The organism is Achromobacter anxifer (assembly GCF_903652925.1).
GTDB lineage: Bacteria > Pseudomonadota > Gammaproteobacteria > Burkholderiales > Burkholderiaceae_B > Achromobacter > Achromobacter anxifer.
The window spans coordinates 153,713-176,844 of the sequence record NZ_CAHLAR010000007.1 but is presented as its reverse complement, the minus strand read 5'-3'; the positions used below and the strand labels follow the sequence as shown (position 1 = coordinate 176,844).

Here is a 23,132-nt window from a genome sequence, read left to right as displayed (position 1 = left end):
GGAGCAGGGGTTAACACGTATCGCCCCATATTGATTAAAGTATACAATGTTCATAAGCCAACCCGCCCAGGCACTCGCGGCCAGCCGGGCGAAGATCAAGGAACAGCTCCCGTGGACGATCTCTCGCAGCAAACATTCCTGAACCACATCGGCGGCAGCTGGGTTGCCAGCGGCACAGGCAAGACGGCGCCCAACATCAATCCCGCCGATACCTCCGACATCGTCGGCCGGTTCCAGGTGTCGGACGCCGAGGATGCGCGCCAGGCGGTGGCCGCGGCCGAGGCCGCGTTCGCGGGCTGGCGCGATACGCCGATCTCCAAGCGCGCCGCCATCCTGTTCCGCGCCGCCCAATATCTGGAAGACCATGCCAACGACATCGCCCGCGAACTGACGCGGGAAGAGGGCAAGAGCTTGAACCTGGCCAAGGACGAGGTGCTGCGCTCGGCGCAGACCATCCGCTTCTATGCCGTGGAAGGGCAGTCCTATACCGGAGAGACCTATCCCAATGACGATCCGGATATGGTGGTCTACAGCCAGCGCGAACCGCTGGGCGTGGTGACCGTCATCTCGCCGTGGAACTTCCCCATCTCCATTCCCGCCCGCAAGATCGCGCCAGCCCTGATCACCGGCAACACCGTGGTGTTCAAGCCCTCGTCCGATGCGCCCATGTCGGGCTACCGGCTGACGGAGGCGTTCGTGCAGGCCGGCTTGCCGGCTGGGGTGCTGAATTTCCTGACTGGTCCGGCCGGCGCCGTCGGCGAGGCCATCACGGCGGCGCGGGCGGTGCGGGCGATTTCCTTCACCGGTTCCACCGCGGCGGGCGAACAGATACACCGCAATGCCGGACTGACCACCCGCACGCAGATGGAGCTGGGCGGCAAGAACCCGCTGATCGTGCTGGCGGACGCGGATCTGGACCGCGCGGTGGACCTGGCCGTGAAGGGCGGGTTCTCGTTGAGCGGCCAGGCCTGCACCGGCACCAGCCGCGTGCTGGTCGACAAGCGCGTGCGCCAGGCCTACACCGACAAGCTGCTGGCCCGCATCAAGGCGCTGACCATAGGCAATGGCCTGGACGGCAACTTCGACCTGGGCCCCCTGGCTACGGCAAAGCAGCTGGACAACGTGCTCGGCTACGTGGCCGTGGGCAAGCAGGAAGCGACCCATCTGTACGGCGGCGACCGCCTGACCGGCGTGGGATTCGAGCGCGGCTATTACGTGTCGCCGGCGCTGTTCACCGACGTTACGCAGCAGATGCGCATCGCCCGCGAAGAGATCTTCGGTCCCGTGATCGCGCTGATCGAGGTGGACGGTTACGAGGATGCCATCGAGAAGGCCAATGACACCGAATATGGCCTGTCGGCCGCCATCGCAACGTCTGACGCGCGCTACGCGCACCGCTTTGCCCGCGACATCCAGGCCGGCACGGTGAAGATCAACCGGACCACCACCGGCAACCTGATCAACGCGCCATTCGGCGGGCTGAAGCAGTCCAGCACGTCCACGTTCCGCGAGTCGGGGCGCGTGGGGCTGGAGTTCTACACGCAGATCAAGACTGTCTACCGCGCCGGCTGACGCGCGGCCCTTTTAACGGCAATCAGGAGAGGTCATTCCCATGAAGCAGGTCTATCGTCTGGAACTTGAAGAAGCGCGCGCCATGGTGCGCGCGGCCATCGCCAAATCGGAAGAGATCGGCGTGCTGGAGACGATTTGCATCGTCGACGACGGCGGCTATCCCATCGCGCTGGAACGCATGGACGGCGCCCGTATCACCGGCCCGCAGATCGCCTGGAACAAGGCCTTCACGGCGGCCGGGCACAAGCGCTCCACGCATCTGTTCAATACCCCGCCCAACGGCCCGGCGCTGCCCGGCAACGAGGCCTTCGGCATCCAGTGGAGTTTTGACGGCAAGTTCGCCGTGTTCGTCGGCGGCTTTCCCATCGTCGTCAACAACGAGGTGATCGGCGGCGTGGGCCTGAGCGGCGGCAACGGCGAACAGGACACCAAGGCCGGCCTGGCGGCGCTTGCCGCGCTGGCGGCGCTGCTGGAGCCGCGCGGCATGAAAGTGCTGGTCGAGGCGGACATCAAGAAATAGGCGAGGCCGGCCATGGCATACCGCGTGCATATCCTGCAGACCGACGAATCGTTCCAGGTCGAAGAAGGCGAATCCGTGTTGCAGGCCGCCGAGCGCTCGGCGGTCAGGTTGCCGCACGAGTGCACCTTCGGCGGCTGCGGCACCTGCCGCATCAAGCTGGAATCCGGCGCGGTGGAGTACGAAGAATTTCCCATGGCCCTAACGCCCGAAGAAGCGGCCGAAGGCTACGCCCTGGCATGCCAGGCGCGGCCGCTGGGCGATCTTTGCATCAGCGTGGCGAGCAGCCGGCAAACCTTTCCGGAGCCGCGCCGCCTGCCTGCCACCATCCACCGCATCGAGCGCTTCTGCGACGACGTCATCCACCTGACGCTGGCGCTGCCCGAAGCGGGCCTGGACTACGTGCCGGGCCAGTACATGAACGTGGTGCTGCCCGACGGCGAAACGCGCAGCTTTTCCATGGCGTCCGCGCCCGTCGGCAATCTGGTGGATTTCCATGTGCGCCGCATTCCCGGCGGCCGCTATACCGACCAGTGGCTGGGCCAGGCGCAAGCCGGGGCCGGGCTGGAGATCGAGGCGCCGCTGGGCGTGTTCAGCTATCACGAGGAAGACTGGCGGCCGCTCATCATGATGGCCACGGGGACCGGCATCGCGCCGATCAAGGCCATCCTGGAATCGCTGCTGGACAACGAGGACTGCCCGCCGGTCACGCTCTACTGGGGCATGCGCACCGAAGCCGATCTCTATCTGCGCGACGTGATCGAAAGCTGGGCGGGGCGGCTGTATGAATTCAACTTCGTGCCGGTGCTGTCGCGCGCGGGGGCGGACTGGCAGGGCCGCCGCGGCCATGTGCAGCAGGCCGTCATGGAAGACCACGAAGACCTGTCCGAGCATGCCATCTACCTGTGCGGCGCGCCCGACATGATCCGCGAGGCCAAGAGCCTGCTGGCCGCGCGCGGCGCCAGCCTGGACCACATGTACGCCGACAGCTTCACCTTCCAGCACGCGCTGGCCGCCGCCTGACGCGGCGGCGCTAGCGGTACACCAGCACCGGCAGGCGGGTGCGCGCCAGCACGCGCTGGGTTTCGCTGCCCAGCAGGAAGCCCGTCATGCCGTGCCGGCCGTGCGATCCCATGACGATCAGGTCGCAACCCTGGCTCTGCGCCGCTTCGACGATGGCTTCGTGCGGGTGGTCGTTGACCGTGACCACGATGTTGCACGGCACCAGCGCATGGCGCGCTTCCATTTCCAGGTTGTCCAGATAGGTTTGCGCATTCTTGCGCGCCTGGTCGGTGTGCTGCGCCTGCGTGGTGCCCAGCATTTCGGCCTGGTAGACCAGCAGATGGTCCTCCGGGATGGCGCGGATGAGCGTGAGGGTGGCTCCCATTTCCTTGGCGAAAACAAGAGCGCGCTTGAAAGCCGATTCGGACAGCAGGGAACCGTCCACGGCAACGAGCAAGTGCTTGTACATGTTGCCTCTCCTTTAGGAAAAGGAATACGGAGCAACTAGCAAAATCAGTATAGGCTCGGCGCTGGGCGCAATCCAGTCCTGCATACGGACGAGGTCGCGGGCGCGGCGGCCCCGCATATTTCCAAAAGAAGTCGAACCTGGCGCGCCACATAACCTCATATCGACTAAGTATTTTTCGGCGCAGCGCCGCGATGACAGAATCGGTTCGTCTTCTTGAACTCCATCCGGAAACGAATTCAACGATGCGCCGCGCCCTCGATCCGTCATCCTCCCGTGCGCCGCTCTTGGGCTGGCTTGGAGCCGTGCTGCTGCTGGCGCTGTGGCTGGGCCGCGAGCCGGACGCCAGGCTGGCGTTGCTGCCGTTCGCCGTGCTCCTGCCCGTGCTTTGGCAGGCCGCGCGCGGCATCCGCGCGGTGGATCCGGCGTTGGTCGAGACCGGCCGGTCGCACGATTTGCGCGGATGGCCGCTATACCGGCACGTGCTTCTGCCTGGCGCGTTGCCCTTCATCTTCACGGGCCTGAGGCAGGGGCTGGGACTTCTATGGCTGACCCTGATCGCGCTGGAACTCTTCGTGACGCCCTCGGGCCTGGGCCTTCCGACGCCGCCGGCCGGCGGCTCGCCGGGCGTCCTGGCGCTGTTGCTGGGCATCGCGCTGTACGCCTTGCTCATCGCCGGGTCGGGGGCGCTGGTAAGCCTGCTGGAGCGCTGGCTGCTGCGCTGGAGGCCGCGATGATGTTCATCAATCCGAACGAGTTCGAGCTGTTGCAGTACCTGGAAGCGCGCGAGCAGATCCAGCCCGATGAAACGCCGGCTGCCGGACCCCAGCCGGCGCTGCGCGTGACCCTGCGCCGGCTGGCCAGGCGACATGGCGACCGGGTCGCGTTGCAGGCGCTGGACCTGGACATCGCGCCGGGCGAGTTCGTGGCCGTGGTCGGGCGCGGCGGCAGCGGCAAGAGCACCTTGCTGAACCTGCTGGCGGGCCGGTTGGCCCCCAGCGGCGAGCAGGGCGGCGCGCCGGAGCGGTCGCCGGTGCTGTTCGACAACTTTCCCAGCTGGGCGCCCGACAGCCGGGTGCGCCTGCTGCAGCCGGACGCGCGCCTGCTGCCCTGGAAGACCGTGCTGGGCAATGCGGCCCTGGGCCTGTCCGGAACGGCGCAGGCGCTTGAAGCCTTGCGCCTGGTAGGCCTGCTGGACCGCGGCGGCGATTGGCCCGCGCAATTGTCCGAGGCGCAACGCCAGCGCGTGGCGCTGGCCCGGGCGCTGGCGCGGCGTCCCGGCTTGCTGTTGCTGGACGAGCCGTACGCCGGGCTGGACGCGATTGCGCGCATCGAGATGCAACGCTTGCTGGAAGAGGTCTGGCGCCAGCAGGGCTGCACCACGGTGCTCGCGACGCACGACGCGGCCGAGGCCGTGGCGCTGGCGGACCGCATCCTGGTGCTGGACGAGGGGGGCGTGGTGCTGGACGAGCGAGTCGATCTCGCGCGTCCGCGCCGGCGCGGGTCCGCCGCGTTTGCGGCATTGGAGGCGCGGGTGCTGAACGCCGCGCTGCAACAGGATGCCGCGGCCGGGGACAGGCCGTTGGCGCCCGTCATCCACATCCGGCATTTGCGGCTGGCGGTTTGAAGCCGCAACCAGGAATTCACGCACAGGCGGCGCGCCGCCCCTACTTCAGGAGCAAGACCATGAGCATTCAATCGATCAACGCCCGCAACCAGTTCCGCGGCAAGATCAAGGAAATCATCCTGGGCCCGGTGGTGTCCGAGGTCGATGTGGATACGCCCGCCGGAATTGTCACGTCCGTGATCACCACGCGGTCCGTGAAAGAACTGGACTTGCAGGTCGGCACCGAGGTGCTGGCCTTCGTCAAGGCAACCGAGGTTTCCGTTGCCAAGCTGTGACTGGAAATAGATTTTCGCCGGCGCTTCCCCTGCGTCGGCGTTAGGCATATATTTGTCTGCGCGATATCCGGCAGTTCCCTCCTGGCTTGTGGCTTTACGCTTTGATTCACGGAGAACGGAAAATGCGTCGACTGCAACGGTGGTTCATTGGTTGCTTATGCCTGGGGTTGGCCATCTGCCTGCCCGCCGCGGCGCAGCCCAAGCTGGACAACGCGCAACTGGATCAGCTGATGGCGCCCGTGGCGCTGTATCCCGATTCGCTGCTGTCGCAAATCCTCATGGGGGCGACCTACCCCGACGACATCGCGGCGGCGGCCAAATGGTCGGCCGCGCATACCTCGGAATCCGGCGATCAGGCCGTCAAGGCGGTCGAAGGCGAATCCTGGGACCCCAGCGTCAAATCGCTGGTGGCGTTCCCTTCCGTCATGGACATGATGGGCCGCCAGCCGGACTGGGTGAAATCCGTGGGCGACGCTTTCCTGGCGCAACCCGATGCCGTCATGGACTCGGTCCAGCGGCTGCGCGCCCAGGCCCAGAAGGCCGGCAACCTAAAGAGCACACCGCAGCAGAAGGTCACGTCCAGCACGACCAATGACAAGACCGTCGTGGTGATTGAGCCGGCCGATCCGCAGGTGGTGTACGTGCCCAGCTACAACCCGACCGTGGTCTACGGCACCTGGGCCTATCCTTCGTATCCGCCCTATTACTATCCGCCGCCGCCGGGCTCGGTGTTCGCGACGTCGCTGGTTGCGGGCGTCGGCTTCGGCCTGGGCGTCGCCGCCGTCAACTCGATGTGGGGCGGCTTCGACTGGGGCCACAACGACGTCGACATCAACGTCAACCGGTACAACAACATCAACGTCAACCAGCGCATCAACAACGGCAATATCAATAGCAACAAGGCCACGTGGCAGCACAACCCGGCCAACCGCGGCAATACGCCTTATGCCGACCAGGGCAGCCGCCAGCGCTACGACAGCCAGCGCCAGGCTGGCTTGCAGAACCGCTCGCAGATGCAGGGCCAGGCCGGCGGCCGGACACCGGGCGCGGCCCCGGCGCCGAACTCGCGCGATGCCGCCCGCGACCGCGCGGCGCAGTCCTTCCAGGGCCGCACGGGGCAGTCCATTCCCGGCCATGCCGAGCCGGGCGCCGGGCGCGGGCAGGGAGCGGCTGGCCGGGGACAAGGACCAGGTGCGCAAGGCGGGCAGGGCGCGCGCGAGCGTGCCCAGGGCGCCACGCAACAAGCGCCGCACAACCGCGGTTCGTCCGGCGTGTCGACCCAGGACCGCCAGGCCGCGGCCCAGCGCCAGCGCGCGGATGAAGCCGCCGCGCGCGACCGGGGCCGGGCATCCAACAACAGCAGCGCGCTGCGCGATGCCGGCAATGGCGACCGCATGCGGCAGCAAAGCCAGCGCAGCGAAATGAGCCACGGCGGCGGCGGGCGCATGGGCGGTGGAGGTGGCGGCGGCGGCCATTTTGGCGGCGGCGGTGGTGGCGGACATTTCGGCGGCCGGAGATAAGCACCATGGACAAGAGAATGCTCATGACCATTGCGCGCTGGCGCGCGCTGGGCGCCGCCTCCGTGCTGGCGCTGGGACTGGCGGCCCCCGTGGCGGCGCAAAGCCTGTATCCCAGCCCGCAAGCGGCGGCGGACGCTTTCGCCGACGCCATGGCCACCAGCGACACGGCTGCGCTGGCCAAGGTGCTCGGGCCCAATCACCGGAACATCGTGCCCGGCGGGGTGGAACAGGAGGACGTCTACCGCTTCCTGGCCGCCTGGTCCCGCAAGCACGAAATCGTGGCCGACGGCGGCCGTTCCTGGCTGGCGGTGGGCGATTCCGGCTGGACGCTGCCGGTGCCCATCGTGCGCGCAGGGAAGGGGTGGCGCTTCGACCCGGCGGCGGGCACGGCGGAAATCCGCCGCCGCGCGATCAACCGCAACGAATTGACCGCGATCGAAACCCTGCTGCAGCTGCAGGCGGCCCAGACGCGCTACAAGCAGGGTGTGGGGCAGGGGCGCTATGCCGCCCGCCTCGTCAGCCGCCCCGGCGAACGGGACGGCCTGTACTGGCCCGAATTGCCTGACGCTCCGCCGCAGGCCTTCGGACCGGACGCGCTGGCCATGGGGCCGGAAGTACCCCTGGCCGACGCCTATTACGGCTATCGGTACAAGGTGCTGCCGGGCGCGAACGACAATTCGTACCGCATCGTCGCCTGGCCCGCCCGCTACGGGCAGACCGGCATCGGCTCCTTTGTCGTCGGGCCCGACGGCGGGGTGCTGGAGGCCGACCTCGGGCCGTCGTCCGCGGCGCGCGCGGCGGCGTTGCGGGAACGCGATATCGGCGCCGGAAACTGGATCGACGCCAACGCGCAACCCGTTGGAAGCAAATGATTTTTCGGGTTTTCCGAGGTTGATCCGCATACGCCTGTTGCTGGGTCGCAACAGGCGTATGCGTTTGTGGCCAAACCGGGGGGTGTCGCGCTTTTGTCGGCTAGCTAAGCCTAAAATGGCGAGCACCGGGTGCCTGCCCGATTCTCCTTTGCCGGACCTAGAAATTGAATCCCATGCATTTTGTCCGCTACGCCCTCTTCGGCGTAGGGATGGCGCTCAGCGCCGCGGCGGCCTCAGCCCCGATTTTTGTCCTGAACTCCCTGGACGCCAACGTCAGCATCGTTGATCCGGCCTCCTACAAGGAATTGCGGCGCGTGCCCACGGGCAAGGAACCGCATCACCTGTACCTCACGCCCGACGAGAAATCGCTCATGGTGGCCAACGCCACCAGCGACTCGATCACGCTGATGGATCCCAAGACGGGCGAAGTGCAGCGCACGCTGACGGGCATCGTCGACCCTTACCAGTTGCAGTTCTCGCCGGACATGAAGTGGTTCGTGACCGCGGCCAACCGCCTCGACCACATCGACATCTATGCCTGGAAGCCGCTGGAAAAAGGCTTTGACCTGAAGCTGGTCAAGCGCATTCCGGCCGGCAAGACGCCCAGCCACATCATGATCGACAAGGCCAGCACCACGGCTTACGTGACGTTGCAGGACAGCGACCAGCTCATCGCCATCGACCTGGCCACGCAGACGCCGAAGTGGACGGTGTCGGTGGGCAAGACGCCCGCCGACGTGTTCCTGACGCCCGACCAGAAGACCCTGCTGGTCGCGCTGACGGGCGACTCCTACGTCGAAGCCTACGACGTGAGCAACGGCCCGGCCAAGCTGGTGACGCGCATCAAGACCGCGGCCGGCGCCCACGCCTTCCGCGCGCAGGGCGACAAGCGCCATCTGTTCGTGAGCAACCGCACGGCCAATTCCATCAGCCGCATCGACATGCAGACGCTCGCCGTCACCGACACCTTCGCGGTGCCCGGCGGCCCCGATTGCATGGACGTGCTGGCCGACGGCAAGACGCTGCTGGTCACCTCGCGCTGGGCCCGCAAGCTCACCGTGGTGGACCTGGAGCAGAAGAAGGTGGTCAATCAGGTGCCGGTGGGCAAGTCGCCCCATGGCGTCTGGACCTTGAACCATGCTCCAACCCGCTGATAAGGCTCCGCACGCCGCAGTCCCCCCCAAGACGGCTGTTTTGCCCGGAAGCGGCCCGGCGGGGACGGCGGCAAAACGGCTTCTTGCCGCGGCCGTACTCACGGTGGCCTTTCCCGCGATGGGAATGGCTGCGCCCGCCACCTGCGACAAGCCCGTCTACCTGACCTTCGACACCGGTCACATGGGCGTGGCGCCGCTGATCGCCGACGTGCTGGCGCGTCACAACGTCAAGGTCACTTTCTTCCTGGCCAACGAACGCACGCTGACCGACGGTTCCAGCCTGGACGACGTGTGGGCGCCGTGGTGGAAGGCGCGCGCGGCCGAAGGCCATGTCTTCGGCTCGCATACCTACGACCACGTGTACTGGCAGTCCGACCTGCCGGGCGGAAAATTCCGCGTCAAGCCCAGCGCCGGTCCGGACGCGGGCAAGCGTTTCGACTGGACCGCCGAGCAGTATTGCGCCGAGATCAAGCGTTCCGCCACCCGCTTTCACCAGATGACCGGCAAGAACATGCTGCCGATCTACCGCGCGCCGGGCGGCAAGACCTCGCCCGCCCTGCTGAAGGCGGCCAAGGCCTGCGGTTTCGAGCACGTGGGCTGGGCGCCGGCTGGTTTCCTGGGCGACGAACTGCCCAGCGACAAGTACCCCAATGCCCGCCTGCTGGACCAGGCGCTGCGCACCATCAAGCCCGGCGACATTTTGCTCGCCCATTTGGGCATCTGGTCGCGCCAGGACCCCTGGGCGCCGGCGGTGTTGGAGCCGCTGATTGAAGGTTTGCAGCGCAAGGGCTATTGTTTTGCTACTTTGGATACGCATCCGTCCTACCGCGACTGGATCGCTACGCATCATTGATCATGGATACGCTTAGTCAATTGTTCGGAGAGTGCCAGCAATGGCTCTTCGAAACGGCGATTCAGCCCGCGCTGTTCCACCTGGGCCTGAGCAACTTCATCGAGGATGGCTACGACGCCACCATGTGGTTGCTGGTCGGCCTGTTGCAGGTCGTGGTGCTGCTGCTGGTGTTCGGCCCGCTGCAGCGCCTGCATCCCGTCGAGGCCGTCACCGACCGCCGCCAGATCGGCATCGACGTGCTGTACACGTTGATTCACCGCTTGGGCGCCTTCCGGCTGATGTTGTTTTTCACGGTGGATCCGCTGTGGGACAGCGTGTTCGGCCAGTTGCACGTCTGGGGCTTCGCGCCATTCCAGCTGGACCAGTACTGGCCCGGTGTGACGGACAAGGCCTGGGTCAGCCTGATCATCTACCTGCTGCTGTTCGACGCGGTGGACTACTTCTATCACCGCGCCCAGCACCGTTTCGGCTGGCTCTGGGCCTTGCACGCCGTGCACCACAGCCAGCGCCAGATGACCATGTGGAGCGACGACCGCAACCACCTGTTGGACGACATGCTGCGTGACGTGCTGGTGGTGTTCGTGTCGCAGCTGGTGGGCGTGCCGCCCGCGCAGTTCATCATGGTGGTGGCCATCACCCAGCTGGCGCAGAGCTTCTCGCACGCCAATCTGCGGATGCATTTCGGCGCCATCGGCGAGCGCTTGCTGGTCAGCCCGCGCTTCCACCGCCACCATCATTCCATCGCCTATGACGCTTCGTCGCCGGGGCCGGTGGGCGGCTACAACTTCGCCGCGCTGTTTCCGATCTGGGACGTGCTGTTCCGTACCGCCCGTTTTGGCGTGGGCTACGGCCCCACCGGCATCCATGACCAGCAGCCGGAACTGGGCGGACGGGACTACGGGCGCGGCTTCTGGTCGCAGCAGTGGCTGGGTCTCAAGCGCATGGTCGGCCGCGACCGCGAGCCTGCCGCCGCGCCGCCGTCCCCGCCGGCGTCCGCCGAACGCGCCTGAACGCGGTCCTGAGCGCCGCGCGCCGGGGACGCCTTTCACGGCCTGGCCAAAAAAACGAGCCCCGAGGGGCTCGTTTTTCATTGGCCGATCGCGGGTTCCGTTTCAGGGCTGGGCGTCGTGCGTGGTTTCGCGCTTGATCTCGCCGTGCCGGCGTTCCATTTCCTGGCGCAGTTCGCGCCGCAGCCGGGCGGCCTCCATGCGCTGCTTTTCTTCCAGGTTGCGGGGCTCCAGCGGCGGCACCGCGGTGGGCGCGCCCTGTTCGTCCACCGCCACCATCGTGAAGTAGCAGCTGTTGGTGTGGCGCACGAGCTTCTTGCGGATGTCCTCGGTGATGACCTTGATGCCGATTTCCATCGAGGTGCGGCCCGTGTAGTTCACGGCCGCCAGAAAGGTCACCAGCTCGCCCACGTGGATGGGCTCGCGGAACACGACCTGGTCGACCGACAAGGTCACCACATACTGGCCGGCGTAGCGGCTGGCACAGGCGTAGGCCACCTGGTCCAGGTACTTGAGGATGGTGCCGCCGTGCACATTTCCCGAGAAATTCGCCATGTCAGGCGTCATCAGGATGGTCATCGACAATTGGTGGCTAAAGGCTTCGTCCATGGCGGGCGTTCAATCTTGGATAAAACACCTATGGTAGCGGCAGCCGCCTGTCATGGTTGCGTCTTTTCGGCGGCTTCCGGGGTTTCTTCGGGCTGAGGAGGAGCGTCGCGCAGCAGGGCCGGCGGCATCCACAGGCCGTCCAGCAGCGCGGGGTCTGGCGCGTAGACGCGCAGCAGCACGCTGGCCGGTCCCGCAGCGGGCAGGGGCAGCCAGTTGGCCTGGTCTTCGGGCGGGGGCGGCGCGTGACTCAGGCGCAGGTCCAGCGAGCCGTCGGCGTTGTAGCGCAGGGGATCTCGGTCGCCCAGCGCATAGCGGTCCAGCGGGTTGGCAAACGGCATGCCCTGGCCGTCGTAGGCCGCCAGCGACCACAGCGCCCCGGCGGGCGGCAACTCGCCGCTGGCGAAATGCAACGTATAGCCTTGCGCGCCATCCAGCGGCGCGCCCTGGCTGTCGGCGGCCAGCAGCAGCACGCTCAGGTCCTCGGGCAGGCCCGCGCCCGGCTGCGCCTGCGCGGCCAGGGCGCGCCGCAGATAGGAATTGCCATAGACGCCGACGCTGGCGGTCTCCTGGTGCCAGCCGTTCATGCTGCGCACCGTGGCGCCGGCCGCGGCCACCATGCGTTCGCGCCCCGCCCGCAAGCCGCGGCGCATGCCCTGCTTGGCAGGGTGGCCGAGCTGGGCAAAGTCGAACGGCCGTCCCGCGATCAGCCCGGCGCCGCGCAGCCTGGCAAGCACCGGCTGGTCGGTGGGGTGTGGCGGATTCTTGCGCAGCAGCTCGGCCGCGTACTCGAAGTAGGCGGCCGTCGGCATGGATTCGACCTGCTCGCGCACCGGGACCTGCAGATTCAGCGAGGGATCGGACTTCACCTGTTGCGCCTGCGCGGGCAGGTTCCATTGCGCCAGCGGCGTCAGGATGAAGCCGTCCTGCAGGGCGTGGACAGCCGGATAGTCGGCCGCTCCGTCCGCCTGCATCAGGTTCTTCGCCCACACGTGGGCGGTGGGGGCGTCGATGCGGGCCATGCCCGAAGGCAGGACGCCGCTCCAGCCCGGCGGCACGATGACCGTGTTGCCCTTGGCCGTGCCGGTGCTGCGCTTGCCCAGGGTGGCGAACGCATCGGTCCACATGTCCAGCAGCGTCAGGGTATAGAGGCGTCCACGGGTGTCCGGCACCGACAGCACCACCGGCCCGGCAGTCAGGTCCAGCCAGGCCGTGCTGCGCAGCATGTCGGGATTGGCCCAGGGCGTGGCGGCGCCGGGTCGAGGCAGCGCGCGGCCATGCAGAAAGGTGTTGGCCGGTGCGCCCTCGGCGCCTCGCGAGGGATGGACGAACTGGCGCCGGGTCAGGTCCATCGTCACCAGCGGGTAGAAGTAGAGGTAGCCCTCCATGGCGGCCTGATGGGCCGCTTCGGTGGCGGCGGCGGCCGGGGTCGGGACGGCGGGCGCAGCCAGGGCGCAGGCGCCCGGCGCAAGCGCGGCGGCGGTGAAGGACAGGGCCAGGGCAACAAGGCGGCGCATCGGCGCTCCTACGGTCATGCGGGAAGTAAACGCGGGAAGTAAACGGCGGGAAAAGGCAGGAATCCGGCTGCGCGGCGTCCCCGGAATCGCGGGCATGCCGGCCAGTTCAGGCAACCGGGAATGGTAGCAGCCGTCGCATCATCCAAAATCTGCGAAAAAACCTGATTTGGCTGCCAAATTTCAGACATAAGGAAGGTCTCTTTGGGGCCGGATGCCATGGCGCGTCCGTCAGGCAAAGCCTATACTTGGCAAATATCCTTGGGAGTCGTAGGGCTTTTTCGCTTCCGCGAACCGACGGCTCTCTTTCATTCACCAGGAGAGGAGTGTTTCATGGTCAACATGAATCGCCGCCAGTTCTTCAAGGTGACCGGTGCGACGCTGGCAGGCTCCAGCCTGGCTTTGCTGGGGGCAGCCCCCGGCACGGCCATGGCCGAAGTCCGCCAGTACAAGCTTGCGCGCATGACTGAAACGCGCAACACCTGTCCCTACTGTTCGGTCGCCTGTGGTCTGCTGATGTACGGCTTGGGCGACGGTTCCAAGAACGCCCGCGCCAGCATCATGCACATCGAGGGCGACCCTGACCACCCCGTCAACCGCGGCACGCTCTGTCCGAAGGGCGCAGCCCTGATCGACTTCATCCACAGCCCCAACCGCCTGAAGTACCCGGAATACCGGGCGCCGGGCTCGGACAAGTGGGTGCGGATGTCGTGGGACGACGCCCTGACCCGCATCACCAAGCTCATGAAGGCGGACCGCGACGCGAACTTCGTCGAGAAGACCGCGGACGGCAAGACCGTCAACCGGTGGCTGACCACCGGCATGCTGGCGGCCTCGGCAAGCAGCAACGAGGTCGGCTACATCACGCACAAGACTGTGCGCAGCATGGGGATACTGGCGTTCGACAACCAAGCCCGTGTCTGACATGGCCCGACGGTGGCAGGTCTTGCCCCGACGTTTGGCCGTGGAGCGATGACGAACCATTGGGTCGACATCAAGAACGCGGACGTAGTACTGATCATGGGCGGCAATGCCGCCGAGGCCCACCCTTGCGGGTTCAAATGGGTCACGGAAGCGAAAGCCCATAACAAGGCGAAGCTGATCGTCGTGGATCCGCGCTTTACGCGCTCGGCATCCGTGGCGGACTTCTACGCGCCCATACGCACCGGCACCGACATCATTTTCCTGGGCGGCGTCATCAAGTACCTGTTGGATAACGACAAGATCCAGCACGAGTACGTGCGCAACTACACCGACTTTTCCTTCATCGTGCGCGAGGACTTCGCGTTCGACGCAGGCCTGTATTCCGGCTATGACGCCGAGAAGCGCAGCTACAACAAGGCCAGCTGGGACTACGAACGCGGCGACGACGGCTACGTCAAGACGGACCCGACGCTGGCGCATCCGCGCACGGTCTACCAGCTGCTGAAGAAGCACTATTCGCGCTACACCGAGGAAATGGTCGAGCGCGTCTGCGGCACGCCCAAGGACAAGTTCCTGAAGGTGTGCGAGATGCTGGCATCCACCGCCACCACCAACCGCGCCGCGACGATTCTCTACGCGCTGGGCTGGACGCAGCACTCCATCGGGTCGCAGATCATCCGCACGGGCGCGATGGTGCAGCTGTTGCTGGGCAACATCGGCATCGCCGGCGGCGGCATGAACGCGCTGCGCGGGCACTCGAACATCCAGGGCCTGACCGACCTGGGCCTGATGTCGAACCTGCTGCCCGGCTACATGACGCTGCCCAACGAGCCCGAACAGGACTACGGCAAGTACATCGAGTCGCGCACGCAGAAACCCCTGCGGCCCAACCAGCTGAGCTACTGGCAGAACTACAGCAAGTTCCACGTGAGCCTGATGAAGGCCTGGTGGGGCAAGTCCGCCACGGCCGAAAACAACTGGGCGTTCGACTACCTGCCCAAGCTGGACAAGCTCTACGACATGCTGCAGGTCTACGAGCTCATGGTCCAGGGCAAGATGAACGGCTACATCGCCCAGGGCTTCAACCCCCTGGCGGCCGCGCCCAACAAGGCCAAGCTGAACGACGGCTTCGCCAAGCTGAAGTACCTGGTCATCATGGACCCGCTGGTCACCGAGACCTCGGAGTTCTGGCGCAACGCGGGCGAAGCCAACGATGTGGATCCGTCCAAGATCCAGACCGAGGTCTTCCGCTTGCCCACGACCTGTTTCGCCGAGGAAGATGGCGCGCTGGTGAACTCCGGCCGCTGGCTGCAATGGCACTGGAAGGGCGCCGAGCCTCCGGGCGAGGCCAAGAGCGACATCGAGATCATGGCGCTGATCTTCACGCGTCTGCGCAAGATGTACCAGGAAGAGGGCGGCAAGTATCCCGACCCCATCGTCAACCTGTCCTGGCCTTACTCCAATCCGCAGAATCCCACCGCGGAAGAACTGGCCAAGGAATATGCGGGCCGCGCGCTTGTGGACCTGGCCGATCCCAAGGATCCTTCCAAGGTCACCCGCAAGGCTGGCGAGCAGCTGGCCGGCTTTGCCGAACTGCGCGACGACGGCTCCACCATCAGCGGCTGCTGGATCTTCGCCGGCGCCTGGGGCCCCACCGGCAACCTGATGGCGCGGCGCGACAACAGCGACCCGACCGGCATCGGCCAGACCCTGAACTGGGCCTGGGCGTGGCCGGCCAACCGCCGCATCCTGTACAACCGCGCCTCCTGCGACGTGGCGGGCAAGCCCTTCGATCCGCGCCGCAGCCTGATTTCGTGGAACGGCAAAGCCTGGGGCGGCGCCGACATCCCTGACTTCAAGGCCGACGAGAACCCCGATGGCGGCATGGGCCCGTTCATCATGAACCCGGAGGGCGTGGCGCGCTTCTTCGCGCGCGCGGGCATGGCCGAAGGGCCGTTCCCCGAGCACTACGAACCCTTCGAGACGCCGCTGGGCTACAACCCGCTGTATCCGAAGGCCAAGGGGGTCACCAGCAATCCGGCCGCGCGGGTCTTCAAGGACGACCTGGCCGCGATGGGCACGGTGGATAAGTTCCCCTACGTGGCCACGACCTACCGCTTGACCGAGCACTTCCACTACTGGACCAAGAACGTCCGCATCAACGCCATTCTCCAGCCCGAGCAGTTCGTGGAGATCGGCGAGGCGCTGGCCAAGGAACTGGGAATCGCCAACGGTTCGCGCGTGAAGGTGTCGTCCAACCGCGGCTATATCAAGGCGGTGGCGCTGGTCACCAAGCGCCTGCGCGCCCTGACCGTCGAGGGCAAGACCGTGCACCATGTGGGCATACCCATCCACTGGGGCTTCGTGGGCCTGGCGAAACCCGGCTTCCTCACCAACACCCTGACGCCGTTCGTGGGCGACGGGAATTCCCAGACGCCGGAATTCAAGTCGTTCCTGGTGAAGGTCGAGAAGGCCTAAGGAGACCGACATGTCTATGCAATCCCTCGACATCAAGCGGCGCTCCGCCACCACCACGCCGCCGCCCGGCGTGCGCGAGCCCATCACGGGCTCGGTGGCCAAGCTCATCGACGTCTCCAAGTGCATCGGCTGCAAGGCCTGTCAAAGCGCCTGCATGGAATGGAACGATCTGCGCGACGAGATCGGCACCAACGTGGGCGTTTACGACAACCCGGCCGACCTGACCGAACATTCCTGGACGGTCATGCGCTTCTCGGAATACGAGAATCCGCAGGGCGACCTGGAATGGCTGATCCGCAAGGACGGCTGCATGCACTGCGAGGACCCGGGCTGCCTGAAGGCCTGTCCCTCGCCGGGCGCCATCATCCAGTACAACAACGGCATCGTGGATTTCCACGAGGAAAACTGTATTGGTTGCGGCTACTGCATCACCGGCTGTCCGTTCAACGTGCCGCGCATCTCCAAGAAGGACCACAAGGCGTACAAGTGCACCTTGTGTTCCGACCGCGTGGCCGTCGGCCAGGAGCCGGCCTGCGTCAAGGCCTGTCCCACCGGCGCCATCGTCTTCGGCACCAAGGAAGACATGAAGCAGCACGCCGAGGAACGTATCGTCGACCTGAAGTCGCGCGGTTTCGACAAGGCCGGCCTGTACGACCCGCAAGGCGTGGGCGGCACCCACGTCATGTACGTGCTGCATCACGCCGACCAGCCCGGGCTGTACCACGGGCTGCCGCAGGACCCGAAGATCAGCCCCATGGTTTCGCTGTGGAAGGGGCTGGCCAAGCCGCTGGGCGTGGCCGCGATGGCCCTGACCGCGTTGGCGGGCTTCTTCCACTACGCCCGCGTTGGCCGCAACGAGGTCTCCGAGGAAGACGAACGCCGTGCCGAAGAGGAGGTGCGCCATGAGTGAAGACCGCCATCACCGCCGGATCAAGCGCTACTCGCCGGGTGAGCGCACCAACCACTGGATCATCGCCTTCACGTTCATCCTGTTGGCGTTGTCCGGGCTGGCGCTGTTCCACCCGTCCATGTTCTGGCTGAGCAACCTGTTCGGGGGCGGCCCCTGGACGCGCATCCTGCATCCCTTCATCGGGATCGTGATGTTCGTCTGCTTCGTCGTGTTCGCCGGCCACATGTGGCGGCACAACCTCATGACGAAGGCGGACCGCCAGTGGCTGCGGCAACTGAACGACGTGGTCGAGAACCGCGAGGAAAAGCTGCCCGAGGTCGGCAAGTACAACGCCGGCCAGAAGCTGCTGTTCTACGTGCTGATCCTGTGCATGCTGGGCCTGTTCGTCAGCGGCATCGTGATCTGGCGCGAGTATTTCGCCTTCTACTTCCCGATCTGGGTGATCCGCGCCGCCTCGGTGGTGCACGCCGTCAGCGCGCTGGTGCTGATCTGCTCCATCATCGTGCACATCTACGCGGCGATCTGGGTCAAGGGTTCCCTGACCGCGATGTTGCGCGGCTATGTCACGGCGGGTTGGGCGTGGAAGCATCACCGCGCCTGGTTCCGGGAGCAAATCCGAAAGTAAAGGGGCCCCCACGGCGCGCGCACTACGTGCGCTTCCTGCCCCCCAAGGGGGCGCTTTTCCCTTGGGGCAGCCCGGCGGGAAAAGGGGCCCCCACGGCGCGCGCACTGCGTGCGCTTCCTGCCCCCCGAGGGGGCGCTTTTCCCTTGGGGCGGCCCGGCGGGAAAAGGGGCCCCCACGCACCCATCAAACGGCTGCTATCCTTCTCCCTGAAGGCTGGCAGCCGTGTTTTTTTATCTGGAGACGCAAGTGCAGCGAATTCTTCCGCGCGGCGAGATCGAAGCGCTAGACCACAACAGCATTCCCCGCGTCAGCTTGCCGGACCGCGGGTCCGTCTTCGCGACGCGCGCGGCGCGCCTGCGGCAGCTGGCGGCGGACAGCCCGGTGGCCGACTACCTGCTGCTGATGGCGCATCTGGTCGACGCCCAGCACCGCGCCTTGCAGGATTGCCGGGCGCCCGAGGCCTCCGAGGACCGCATTTCGCTGGCGCAGGCGCATGGCATGCCGCCCCTGCAAGCGGTGGGCTGGGCGCGCGATCCGCTGTGGCGCGGCATCCTGGGCCAATTGATCGACCATGTGTCCGGCGTCAAGGACGTGCCCGCCGAGGCCATCGAGGTCTGTGCCGGCCTGCGCCGCGCGCTGGCCGAGGATCCCGAGTCGCTGGAAGACCTGGCGGAGGCCGTGCTGTCCGAGCAGGACCGGGGCATCGATGGCGCCGCCGCTCCCTTCGTGATGGCGGCCCTGCAGGTCTATTGGACCGACCTGGCCAGCCGCTTCGACGAAAAGCAGCTGCCCGTGGTCAGCCCCTTCGGCGTCTGTCCCGTGTGCGGCAGCCTGCCGGTAGCCAGCGTGGTGCGCGTGGGCGGGCAGTTCGAAGGCTACCGCTACCTGTGCTGCAGCCTGTGCGCGACCCAATGGCACATGGTGCGGGTGAAGTGCTCGCATTGCGAAGACGTGGAGTCGGTGGCCTATCAGGCCATCGAGGGCCGCACGCCCGCCATCAAGGCCGAAACCTGCGACCACTGCCATACCTATCGCAAGATCTTTTACCAGGACAAGGACCTGCACGTGGAACCCGTGGCCGACGACCTCGCCAGCCTGATGCTGGACGTGCTGGTCGGCGAGGCCGGCTATTCGCGGGCCAGCGGCAACCCGCTGCTCTGGCATGGCGCGGAGGAATAGCATGGCTGCGCAGGCGCCTGATGGCGGCGTGGCCGCGGTCTCCGACATTCCTTCCCTGGACCGGCTGCTGAACGCGCCGGCCCTGAGTCCCGCGCTGGACGAATATGGCCGGACCCAGGTGGTGGCCGCCCTGCGGCGCGACCTGGACGCCCTGCGCGAACGCGCGCTGGCTGGCGGGCTCCCGCGGCACGAACTCGACGCCGGCGCAGTGGCGGCGCGCGTGACTGCGGCCCTGCGCAAGGCCGCCGAACCGAAGCTGCGGGCGGTGTACAACCTGACCGGCACGGTGCTGCACACCAATCTGGGCCGGGCGCTGCTGCCCGACGAGGCCGTGGCCTCGGTGCTGCGCGCGCTCACCACGCCCGCCAACCTGGAATTCGACCTGGACAGCGGCGGCCGCGGCGACCGCGACGACCTGATCGACGAACTGTTGTGCGAGCTGACGGGCGCCGAGGCCGCCACCGTCGTCAACAACAATGCCGCCGCCGTGCTGCTGATGCTGAACGCCCTGGCCGACCGGCGCGAAGTCGTGGTGTCGCGCGGCGAGCTGGTCGAGATCGGCGGCGCGTTTCGCATCCCGGACATCATGAAGCGCGCGGGAGCCAAGCTGGTGGAAGTCGGCACCACCAACCGCACCCACGCCGCCGACTACGAAAACGCCATCGGCCCGCGCACCGCCATGCTGATGAAGGTGCATTGCAGCAACTATGCGGTCACCGGCTTCACCAAGAGCGTGGGCGTGGCCGAGGTGGCCGCGCTGGCGCATGCGCGCGGCTTGCCCGCCACCGTGGACCTGGGCAGCGGCACGCTGGTCGACCTGACGCAATTCGGCCTGCCCAAGGAAGACACCGTGCGCGAAACCATCGCGGCCGGCGCGGACCTGGTCACCTTCAGCGGCGACAAGCTGCTGGGCGGCCCGCAGGCCGGCCTGCTGGTGGGCCGCAAGGAGCTGATCCGCAAGATCAAGAAGAACCCGCTCAAGCGCGCCCTGCGCGTCAGCAAGCTGACCCTGGCCGCGCTGGAGCCGGTGCTGGGCCTGTACCGCGCGCCCGAGTTCCTGGCGCAGCGCCTGACCACGCTGCGCCTGCTGACCCGCCCGCAACGCGACATACAGCCGCAGGCCGAGCGCCTGCGCGGCGTCCTGGCGCACGCGGCGGGCGAGTATTACGCGGTCGAGGCCGTGCCCATGTTCAGCCAGATCGGCAGCGGCGCCTTGCCGGTGGATCAGCTGCCCAGCTGGGGCCTGGCCGTGCGCTACAACGGCAGCGGCCGCGCCGGACGGCATCTGGACAAGCTGGAAACGCAACTGCGCCGCCTGCCCGTGCCCGTGATCGGCCGCATCGCCGACGACGCCTTGTGGCTCGACCTGCGCTGCCTGGAAGCGCGCGACGAAGTGGCTTTCACGGCACAGCTGGCGGAGCGCCTGGGATGATCATCGGCACGGCGGGCCATATCGACCATGGCAAGACCACGCTGGTGCGGGCGCTGACGGGCGTCGATACCGACAGGCTCAAGGAAGAAAAGGCGCGCGGGATCTCCATCGAGCTGGGCTACGCCTACACGCCGCTGCCCAACGGCGAGGTGCTGGGTTTCATCGACGTGCCCGGCCACGAAAAGTTGGTGCACACGATGGCGGCCGGCGCCACCGGCATAGATTTCGGCCTGCTGGTGGTGGCGGCGGACGACGGCGTCATGCCGCAGACGCGCGAACACCTGGCCATCCTGGCCTTGCTGGGCGTGGCGCGCGGCGCGGTGGCGCTGACCAAGACCGACCGTGCCGACGAGGCGCAGCAGCGCGCGGTGCGCGCGCAGATCGCCGAACTGGCCGCCGGCACGTTTCTGCAGGACGCGCCGCTGTACGCCGTGTGCGCATCGCAACCCGGCGACGCGGGCGTGGCGGAACTGAAGACCTATCTGCATGGCGAGGCGCAGTCTCTGCGCCAACGCGACAGCGCCGGCCTGTTCCGGCTGGCGGTCGACCGCGTGTTCACCCTGGCCGGCCACGGCACGGTGGTCACGGGCACGGCCCATGCCGGCTTGGCGCGCGCCGGTGACGATGCCGCTGACCTGCGGCTGATGCCTGCCGGCACGCGCGTGCGCGTGCGCAGCATCCACGCCCAGAACCAGCCCAGCGAGACCGGCGCGGCCGGCCAGCGCTGCGCCCTGAACCTGGCGGGCATCGACAAGAACGCCATTGCGCGCGGCGACTGGATCGCCGACGCGCGCTGTTTCCTGCCCTCGCGCCATGTCGACGTGGCGCTGACGCTGCTGGACTCGGCGGACGCGCCCGTGCGCGCCTGGTCGCCGCTGCACGTGCATATCGGCGCGGCGCACCACGTGGCGCACGCCGTGCCGCTGAGCGCCGAATCGCTGGCGCCGGGGCAATCCGGCTGGGTGCAGCTGGTGTTCGACGAGCCGGTCTGCGTCATGCCGGGCGACCGCTACATCGTGCGCAACGCGCAGGCCGCGCGCACGGTGGGCGGCGGCCGGGTGCTGGACCCGAACGCGCCGGACCGCAAGCGGCGCTCGGCCGCGCGTATGCAGTGGCTGCAGGCGCTGTCGGCCATGCTGGACGGCGCCGGTCTGCATCCGGTGCTGGAGCATGCCGCGCTGGGGCTGGACGAGGACGCCTTGCAGCGCCTGACGGGCCGGCCGGTGCGGGAGATCGCCGCGCCGCCTGGCGCGCTGTGGTTGGAGGCGCGTACCGCGCAGGCGCCGCGCACCCTGATCCTGGCTGCCCACTGGGACGCGCTGCGCGCGCGCATCGAACAGGCGCTGGCGGCATTCCACCAGGGCGCGCCGGACGAGCCGGGCCCGGACGGTCCGCGCCTGCGCCGCATGGCCATGCCTGCCGGCGCGGACGCGCCATGGCTGGCGGCGCTGGACGATCTGCAGCGCGACGGCCGCATCGTGCGCAATGGGCCCTGGCTGCACCTGCCCGGCCACGCCGCGACACTGGCGCCCGAGGAATCGGCGCTGGCCGCGCGCTTGCTGCCGCTGCTGGCCGCCGGCGCCTTCGATCCGCCCTGGGTGCGCGACCTGGCGCGCACGCTGGAGCAACCCGAGGACCGCGTGCGGCAACTGCTGCGCAAGCTGTTGCGGCGCGGCGAAGTTGCGCAGGTGGTGAAGGACTTGTTCTATCACCGCGATCAGATGGCGAGCCTGGCGGCGCTGGCGGGAGATCTGGCGGCGCGGCCCGAGGGCCTGAATGCGGCGGCGTTTCGCGACGCGACCGGCCTGGGCCGGAAGCGCGCCATCCAGATCCTGGAGTTCTTCGACCGCGTGGGATACACGCGGCGCTTGCGGGACACACACGTGCTGCGCAACGAAAGCGCCTATGGGGGCGCGCGCCAGGCTCAGTAACCGGTATCATGGCAGCCACCGCGGAAGGCATTCGTGTCCGGTGGCACGGCTGGGCTTCAAACCCAGTTGGGGACGTCAGACGTTCCCAGGTAGGTTCGACTCCTGCTGCCTTCCGCCATGCTTTGCGCTACGCGCGCAGCATTCCCGTCACCACGCCGCTCACGCGGTCTGACTTCCAGTCCAACTGCCCCAGATGCCAATATCGGACGGATCCGCCGCGGTCCACCAGATAGTTGGCGGGCAGGCCGACCGCGTCCCATGCTTTCAACGCGCTGCTGTTCCTGTCATGCAGCACGGCGCCGGCCACCGGCCATTTGGCAAGAAACGCGCTGATCTTGGCGGCTGAATCGCCCACGTTGACCGCCACCAGGCGCAAGCCTTCCTCGCGATGCCGCTTGGCCATGGCCGACATGAGGGGGATTTCGTCGCGGCAGGGGTCGCAGGTGGTGGCCCAGAAGCTGACGATGACCACATTGCCGCGCCACGCCGAGAGTTTTCTTTCGCGGCCGGCAAGGTCGGGCAGGGCCAGCGGCGGCGTGGCGGCGGTCCACGCGGCCCAGTCCGGACCGGTGGCGACCTTGAGGGCATCGTCGCTGGCGGCCCGGGCGCACCAGGGCAGGGCCGCCAGCGACAGGCCGGACTGCAGGAGTAGACGGCGGCTGATCATG

The 23,132-nt window shown here is 67.3% G+C and carries 21 protein-coding genes and 1 tRNA gene; 18 read left to right on the top strand and 4 right to left on the bottom strand.

Annotated features, from left to right (window positions below; translation table 11 throughout):
• The first annotated feature begins 111 nt into the window (after window positions 1-111).
• The 3 genes from HWY37_RS22315 to HWY37_RS22305 are packed head-to-tail and all read left to right on the top strand — an operon-like array spanning window position 112 to window position 3,112.
• Window positions 112-1,572 (top strand): aldehyde dehydrogenase family protein, encoded by a 1,461-nt coding sequence (locus HWY37_RS22315; protein WP_176089876.1) that lies wholly within the window; start codon window positions 112-114, stop codon window positions 1,570-1,572.
• Between the two features lie 40 nt (window positions 1,573-1,612).
• Entirely contained in the window at window positions 1,613-2,092 is a 480-nt protein-coding gene (locus HWY37_RS22310) for a GlcG/HbpS family heme-binding protein (RefSeq protein WP_175207892.1), read from the top strand.
• A gap of 12 nt (window positions 2,093-2,104) precedes the next feature.
• Window positions 2,105-3,112 carry a 2Fe-2S iron-sulfur cluster-binding protein gene (locus HWY37_RS22305; protein WP_176089875.1) on the top strand — a complete coding sequence of 336 codons (1,008 nt, stop codon included), beginning with the start codon at window positions 2,105-2,107 and terminating at the stop codon, window positions 3,110-3,112.
• Window positions 3,113-3,122: 10 nt separating this feature from the next.
• Here the strand turns inward: HWY37_RS22305 and HWY37_RS22300 are convergent, their stop codons facing one another.
• Entirely contained in the window at window positions 3,123-3,560 is a 438-nt protein-coding gene (locus HWY37_RS22300) for a universal stress protein (protein ID WP_175207894.1), read from the bottom strand.
• Window positions 3,561-3,802: 242 nt separating this feature from the next.
• Between HWY37_RS22300 and HWY37_RS22295 the strand changes: the two genes are divergently transcribed.
• The 8 genes from HWY37_RS22295 (at window position 3,803) to HWY37_RS22260 (ending at window position 10,868) form a co-directional block, all read left to right on the top strand.
• On the top strand, window positions 3,803-4,294 hold the full coding sequence (locus HWY37_RS22295; RefSeq protein ID WP_176089874.1) for an ABC transporter permease subunit: 492 nt from the start codon (window positions 3,803-3,805) through the stop codon (window positions 4,292-4,294).
• Window positions 4,291-5,184, top strand: a complete 894-nt coding sequence (locus HWY37_RS22290) for an ATP-binding cassette domain-containing protein (protein ID WP_246302376.1) — start codon at window positions 4,291-4,293, stop codon at window positions 5,182-5,184. The genes HWY37_RS22295 and HWY37_RS22290 overlap by 4 nt, the downstream gene beginning before the upstream one ends.
• Window positions 5,185-5,243: 59 nt before the next feature.
• Window positions 5,244-5,459 (top strand): TOBE domain-containing protein, encoded by a 216-nt coding sequence (locus HWY37_RS22285; RefSeq protein WP_006227327.1) that lies wholly within the window; start codon window positions 5,244-5,246, stop codon window positions 5,457-5,459.
• 122 nt (window positions 5,460-5,581) lie between these two features.
• A complete protein-coding gene (locus HWY37_RS22280) occupies window positions 5,582-6,979 on the top strand; it encodes a DUF3300 domain-containing protein (RefSeq protein WP_176089873.1) in 1,398 nt (465 codons plus the stop codon).
• Between the two features lie 5 nt (window positions 6,980-6,984).
• Window positions 6,985-7,851, top strand: coding sequence for a DUF2950 family protein (locus tag HWY37_RS22275; protein ID WP_175211355.1), 867 nt, complete (start codon window positions 6,985-6,987; stop codon window positions 7,849-7,851).
• A 173-nt stretch (window positions 7,852-8,024) separates the two neighbouring features.
• Complete coding sequence (locus tag HWY37_RS22270; RefSeq protein ID WP_176089872.1) at window positions 8,025-9,005, top strand: YVTN family beta-propeller repeat protein; 981 nt, start codon at window positions 8,025-8,027, stop codon at window positions 9,003-9,005.
• 118 nt (window positions 9,006-9,123) lie between these two features.
• Complete coding sequence (locus tag HWY37_RS22265) at window positions 9,124-9,858, top strand: polysaccharide deacetylase family protein (RefSeq protein WP_175211359.1); 735 nt, start codon at window positions 9,124-9,126, stop codon at window positions 9,856-9,858.
• 2 nt (window positions 9,859-9,860) lie between these two features.
• Window positions 9,861-10,868: a sterol desaturase family protein gene (locus HWY37_RS22260; protein WP_175211361.1), complete on the top strand. Its 1,008-nt coding sequence runs from the start codon at window positions 9,861-9,863 to the stop codon at window positions 10,866-10,868.
• A gap of 102 nt (window positions 10,869-10,970) precedes the next feature.
• Here HWY37_RS22260 and HWY37_RS22255 read toward each other — a convergent pair whose 3' ends face one another.
• Complete coding sequence (locus HWY37_RS22255) at window positions 10,971-11,474, bottom strand: acyl-CoA thioesterase (protein WP_175211363.1); 504 nt, start codon at window positions 11,472-11,474, stop codon at window positions 10,971-10,973.
• A gap of 50 nt (window positions 11,475-11,524) precedes the next feature.
• A complete protein-coding gene (locus HWY37_RS22250) occupies window positions 11,525-12,988 on the bottom strand; it encodes a DUF1254 domain-containing protein (protein WP_175211365.1) in 1,464 nt (487 codons plus the stop codon).
• A 330-nt stretch (window positions 12,989-13,318) separates the two neighbouring features.
• Here HWY37_RS22250 and fdnG point away from each other — a divergent pair, with 330 nt between their 5' ends.
• From fdnG to HWY37_RS22215, 7 genes are all read left to right on the top strand, one after another.
• Window positions 13,319-16,387, top strand: coding sequence for a formate dehydrogenase-N subunit alpha (fdnG, locus tag HWY37_RS22245; protein ID WP_175211367.1), 3,069 nt, complete (start codon window positions 13,319-13,321; stop codon window positions 16,385-16,387).
• Window positions 16,388-16,397: 10 nt separating this feature from the next.
• Window positions 16,398-17,297, top strand: a complete 900-nt coding sequence (fdxH, locus tag HWY37_RS22240; RefSeq protein WP_175211369.1) for a formate dehydrogenase subunit beta — start codon at window positions 16,398-16,400, stop codon at window positions 17,295-17,297.
• On the top strand, window positions 17,290-17,922 hold the full coding sequence (locus tag HWY37_RS22235; protein ID WP_175211371.1) for a formate dehydrogenase subunit gamma: 633 nt from the start codon (window positions 17,290-17,292) through the stop codon (window positions 17,920-17,922). Before fdxH ends, HWY37_RS22235 begins: the two co-directional genes overlap by 8 nt.
• Window positions 17,923-18,168: 246 nt before the next feature.
• Complete coding sequence (gene fdhE / locus HWY37_RS22230) at window positions 18,169-19,101, top strand: formate dehydrogenase accessory protein FdhE (protein ID WP_176089871.1); 933 nt, start codon at window positions 18,169-18,171, stop codon at window positions 19,099-19,101.
• Window position 19,102: 1 nt separating this feature from the next.
• Entirely contained in the window at window positions 19,103-20,533 is a 1,431-nt protein-coding gene (gene selA / locus HWY37_RS22225; protein WP_176089870.1) for an L-seryl-tRNA(Sec) selenium transferase, read from the top strand.
• Entirely contained in the window at window positions 20,530-22,464 is a 1,935-nt protein-coding gene (gene selB, locus HWY37_RS22220; RefSeq protein ID WP_176089869.1) for a selenocysteine-specific translation elongation factor, read from the top strand. Before selA ends, selB begins: the two co-directional genes overlap by 4 nt.
• Before the next feature lie 22 nt (window positions 22,465-22,486).
• Window positions 22,487-22,582 (top strand) — tRNA-Sec (locus tag HWY37_RS22215).
• 9 nt (window positions 22,583-22,591) lie between these two features.
• Here the strand turns inward: HWY37_RS22215 and HWY37_RS22210 are convergent.
• The gene (locus HWY37_RS22210) at window positions 22,592-23,131 is read right to left on the bottom strand and encodes a TlpA disulfide reductase family protein (protein ID WP_176089868.1); all 540 of its coding nucleotides are present in this window, start codon (window positions 23,129-23,131) and stop codon (window positions 22,592-22,594) included.
• Between the last annotated feature and the right edge of the window lies 1 nt (window position 23,132).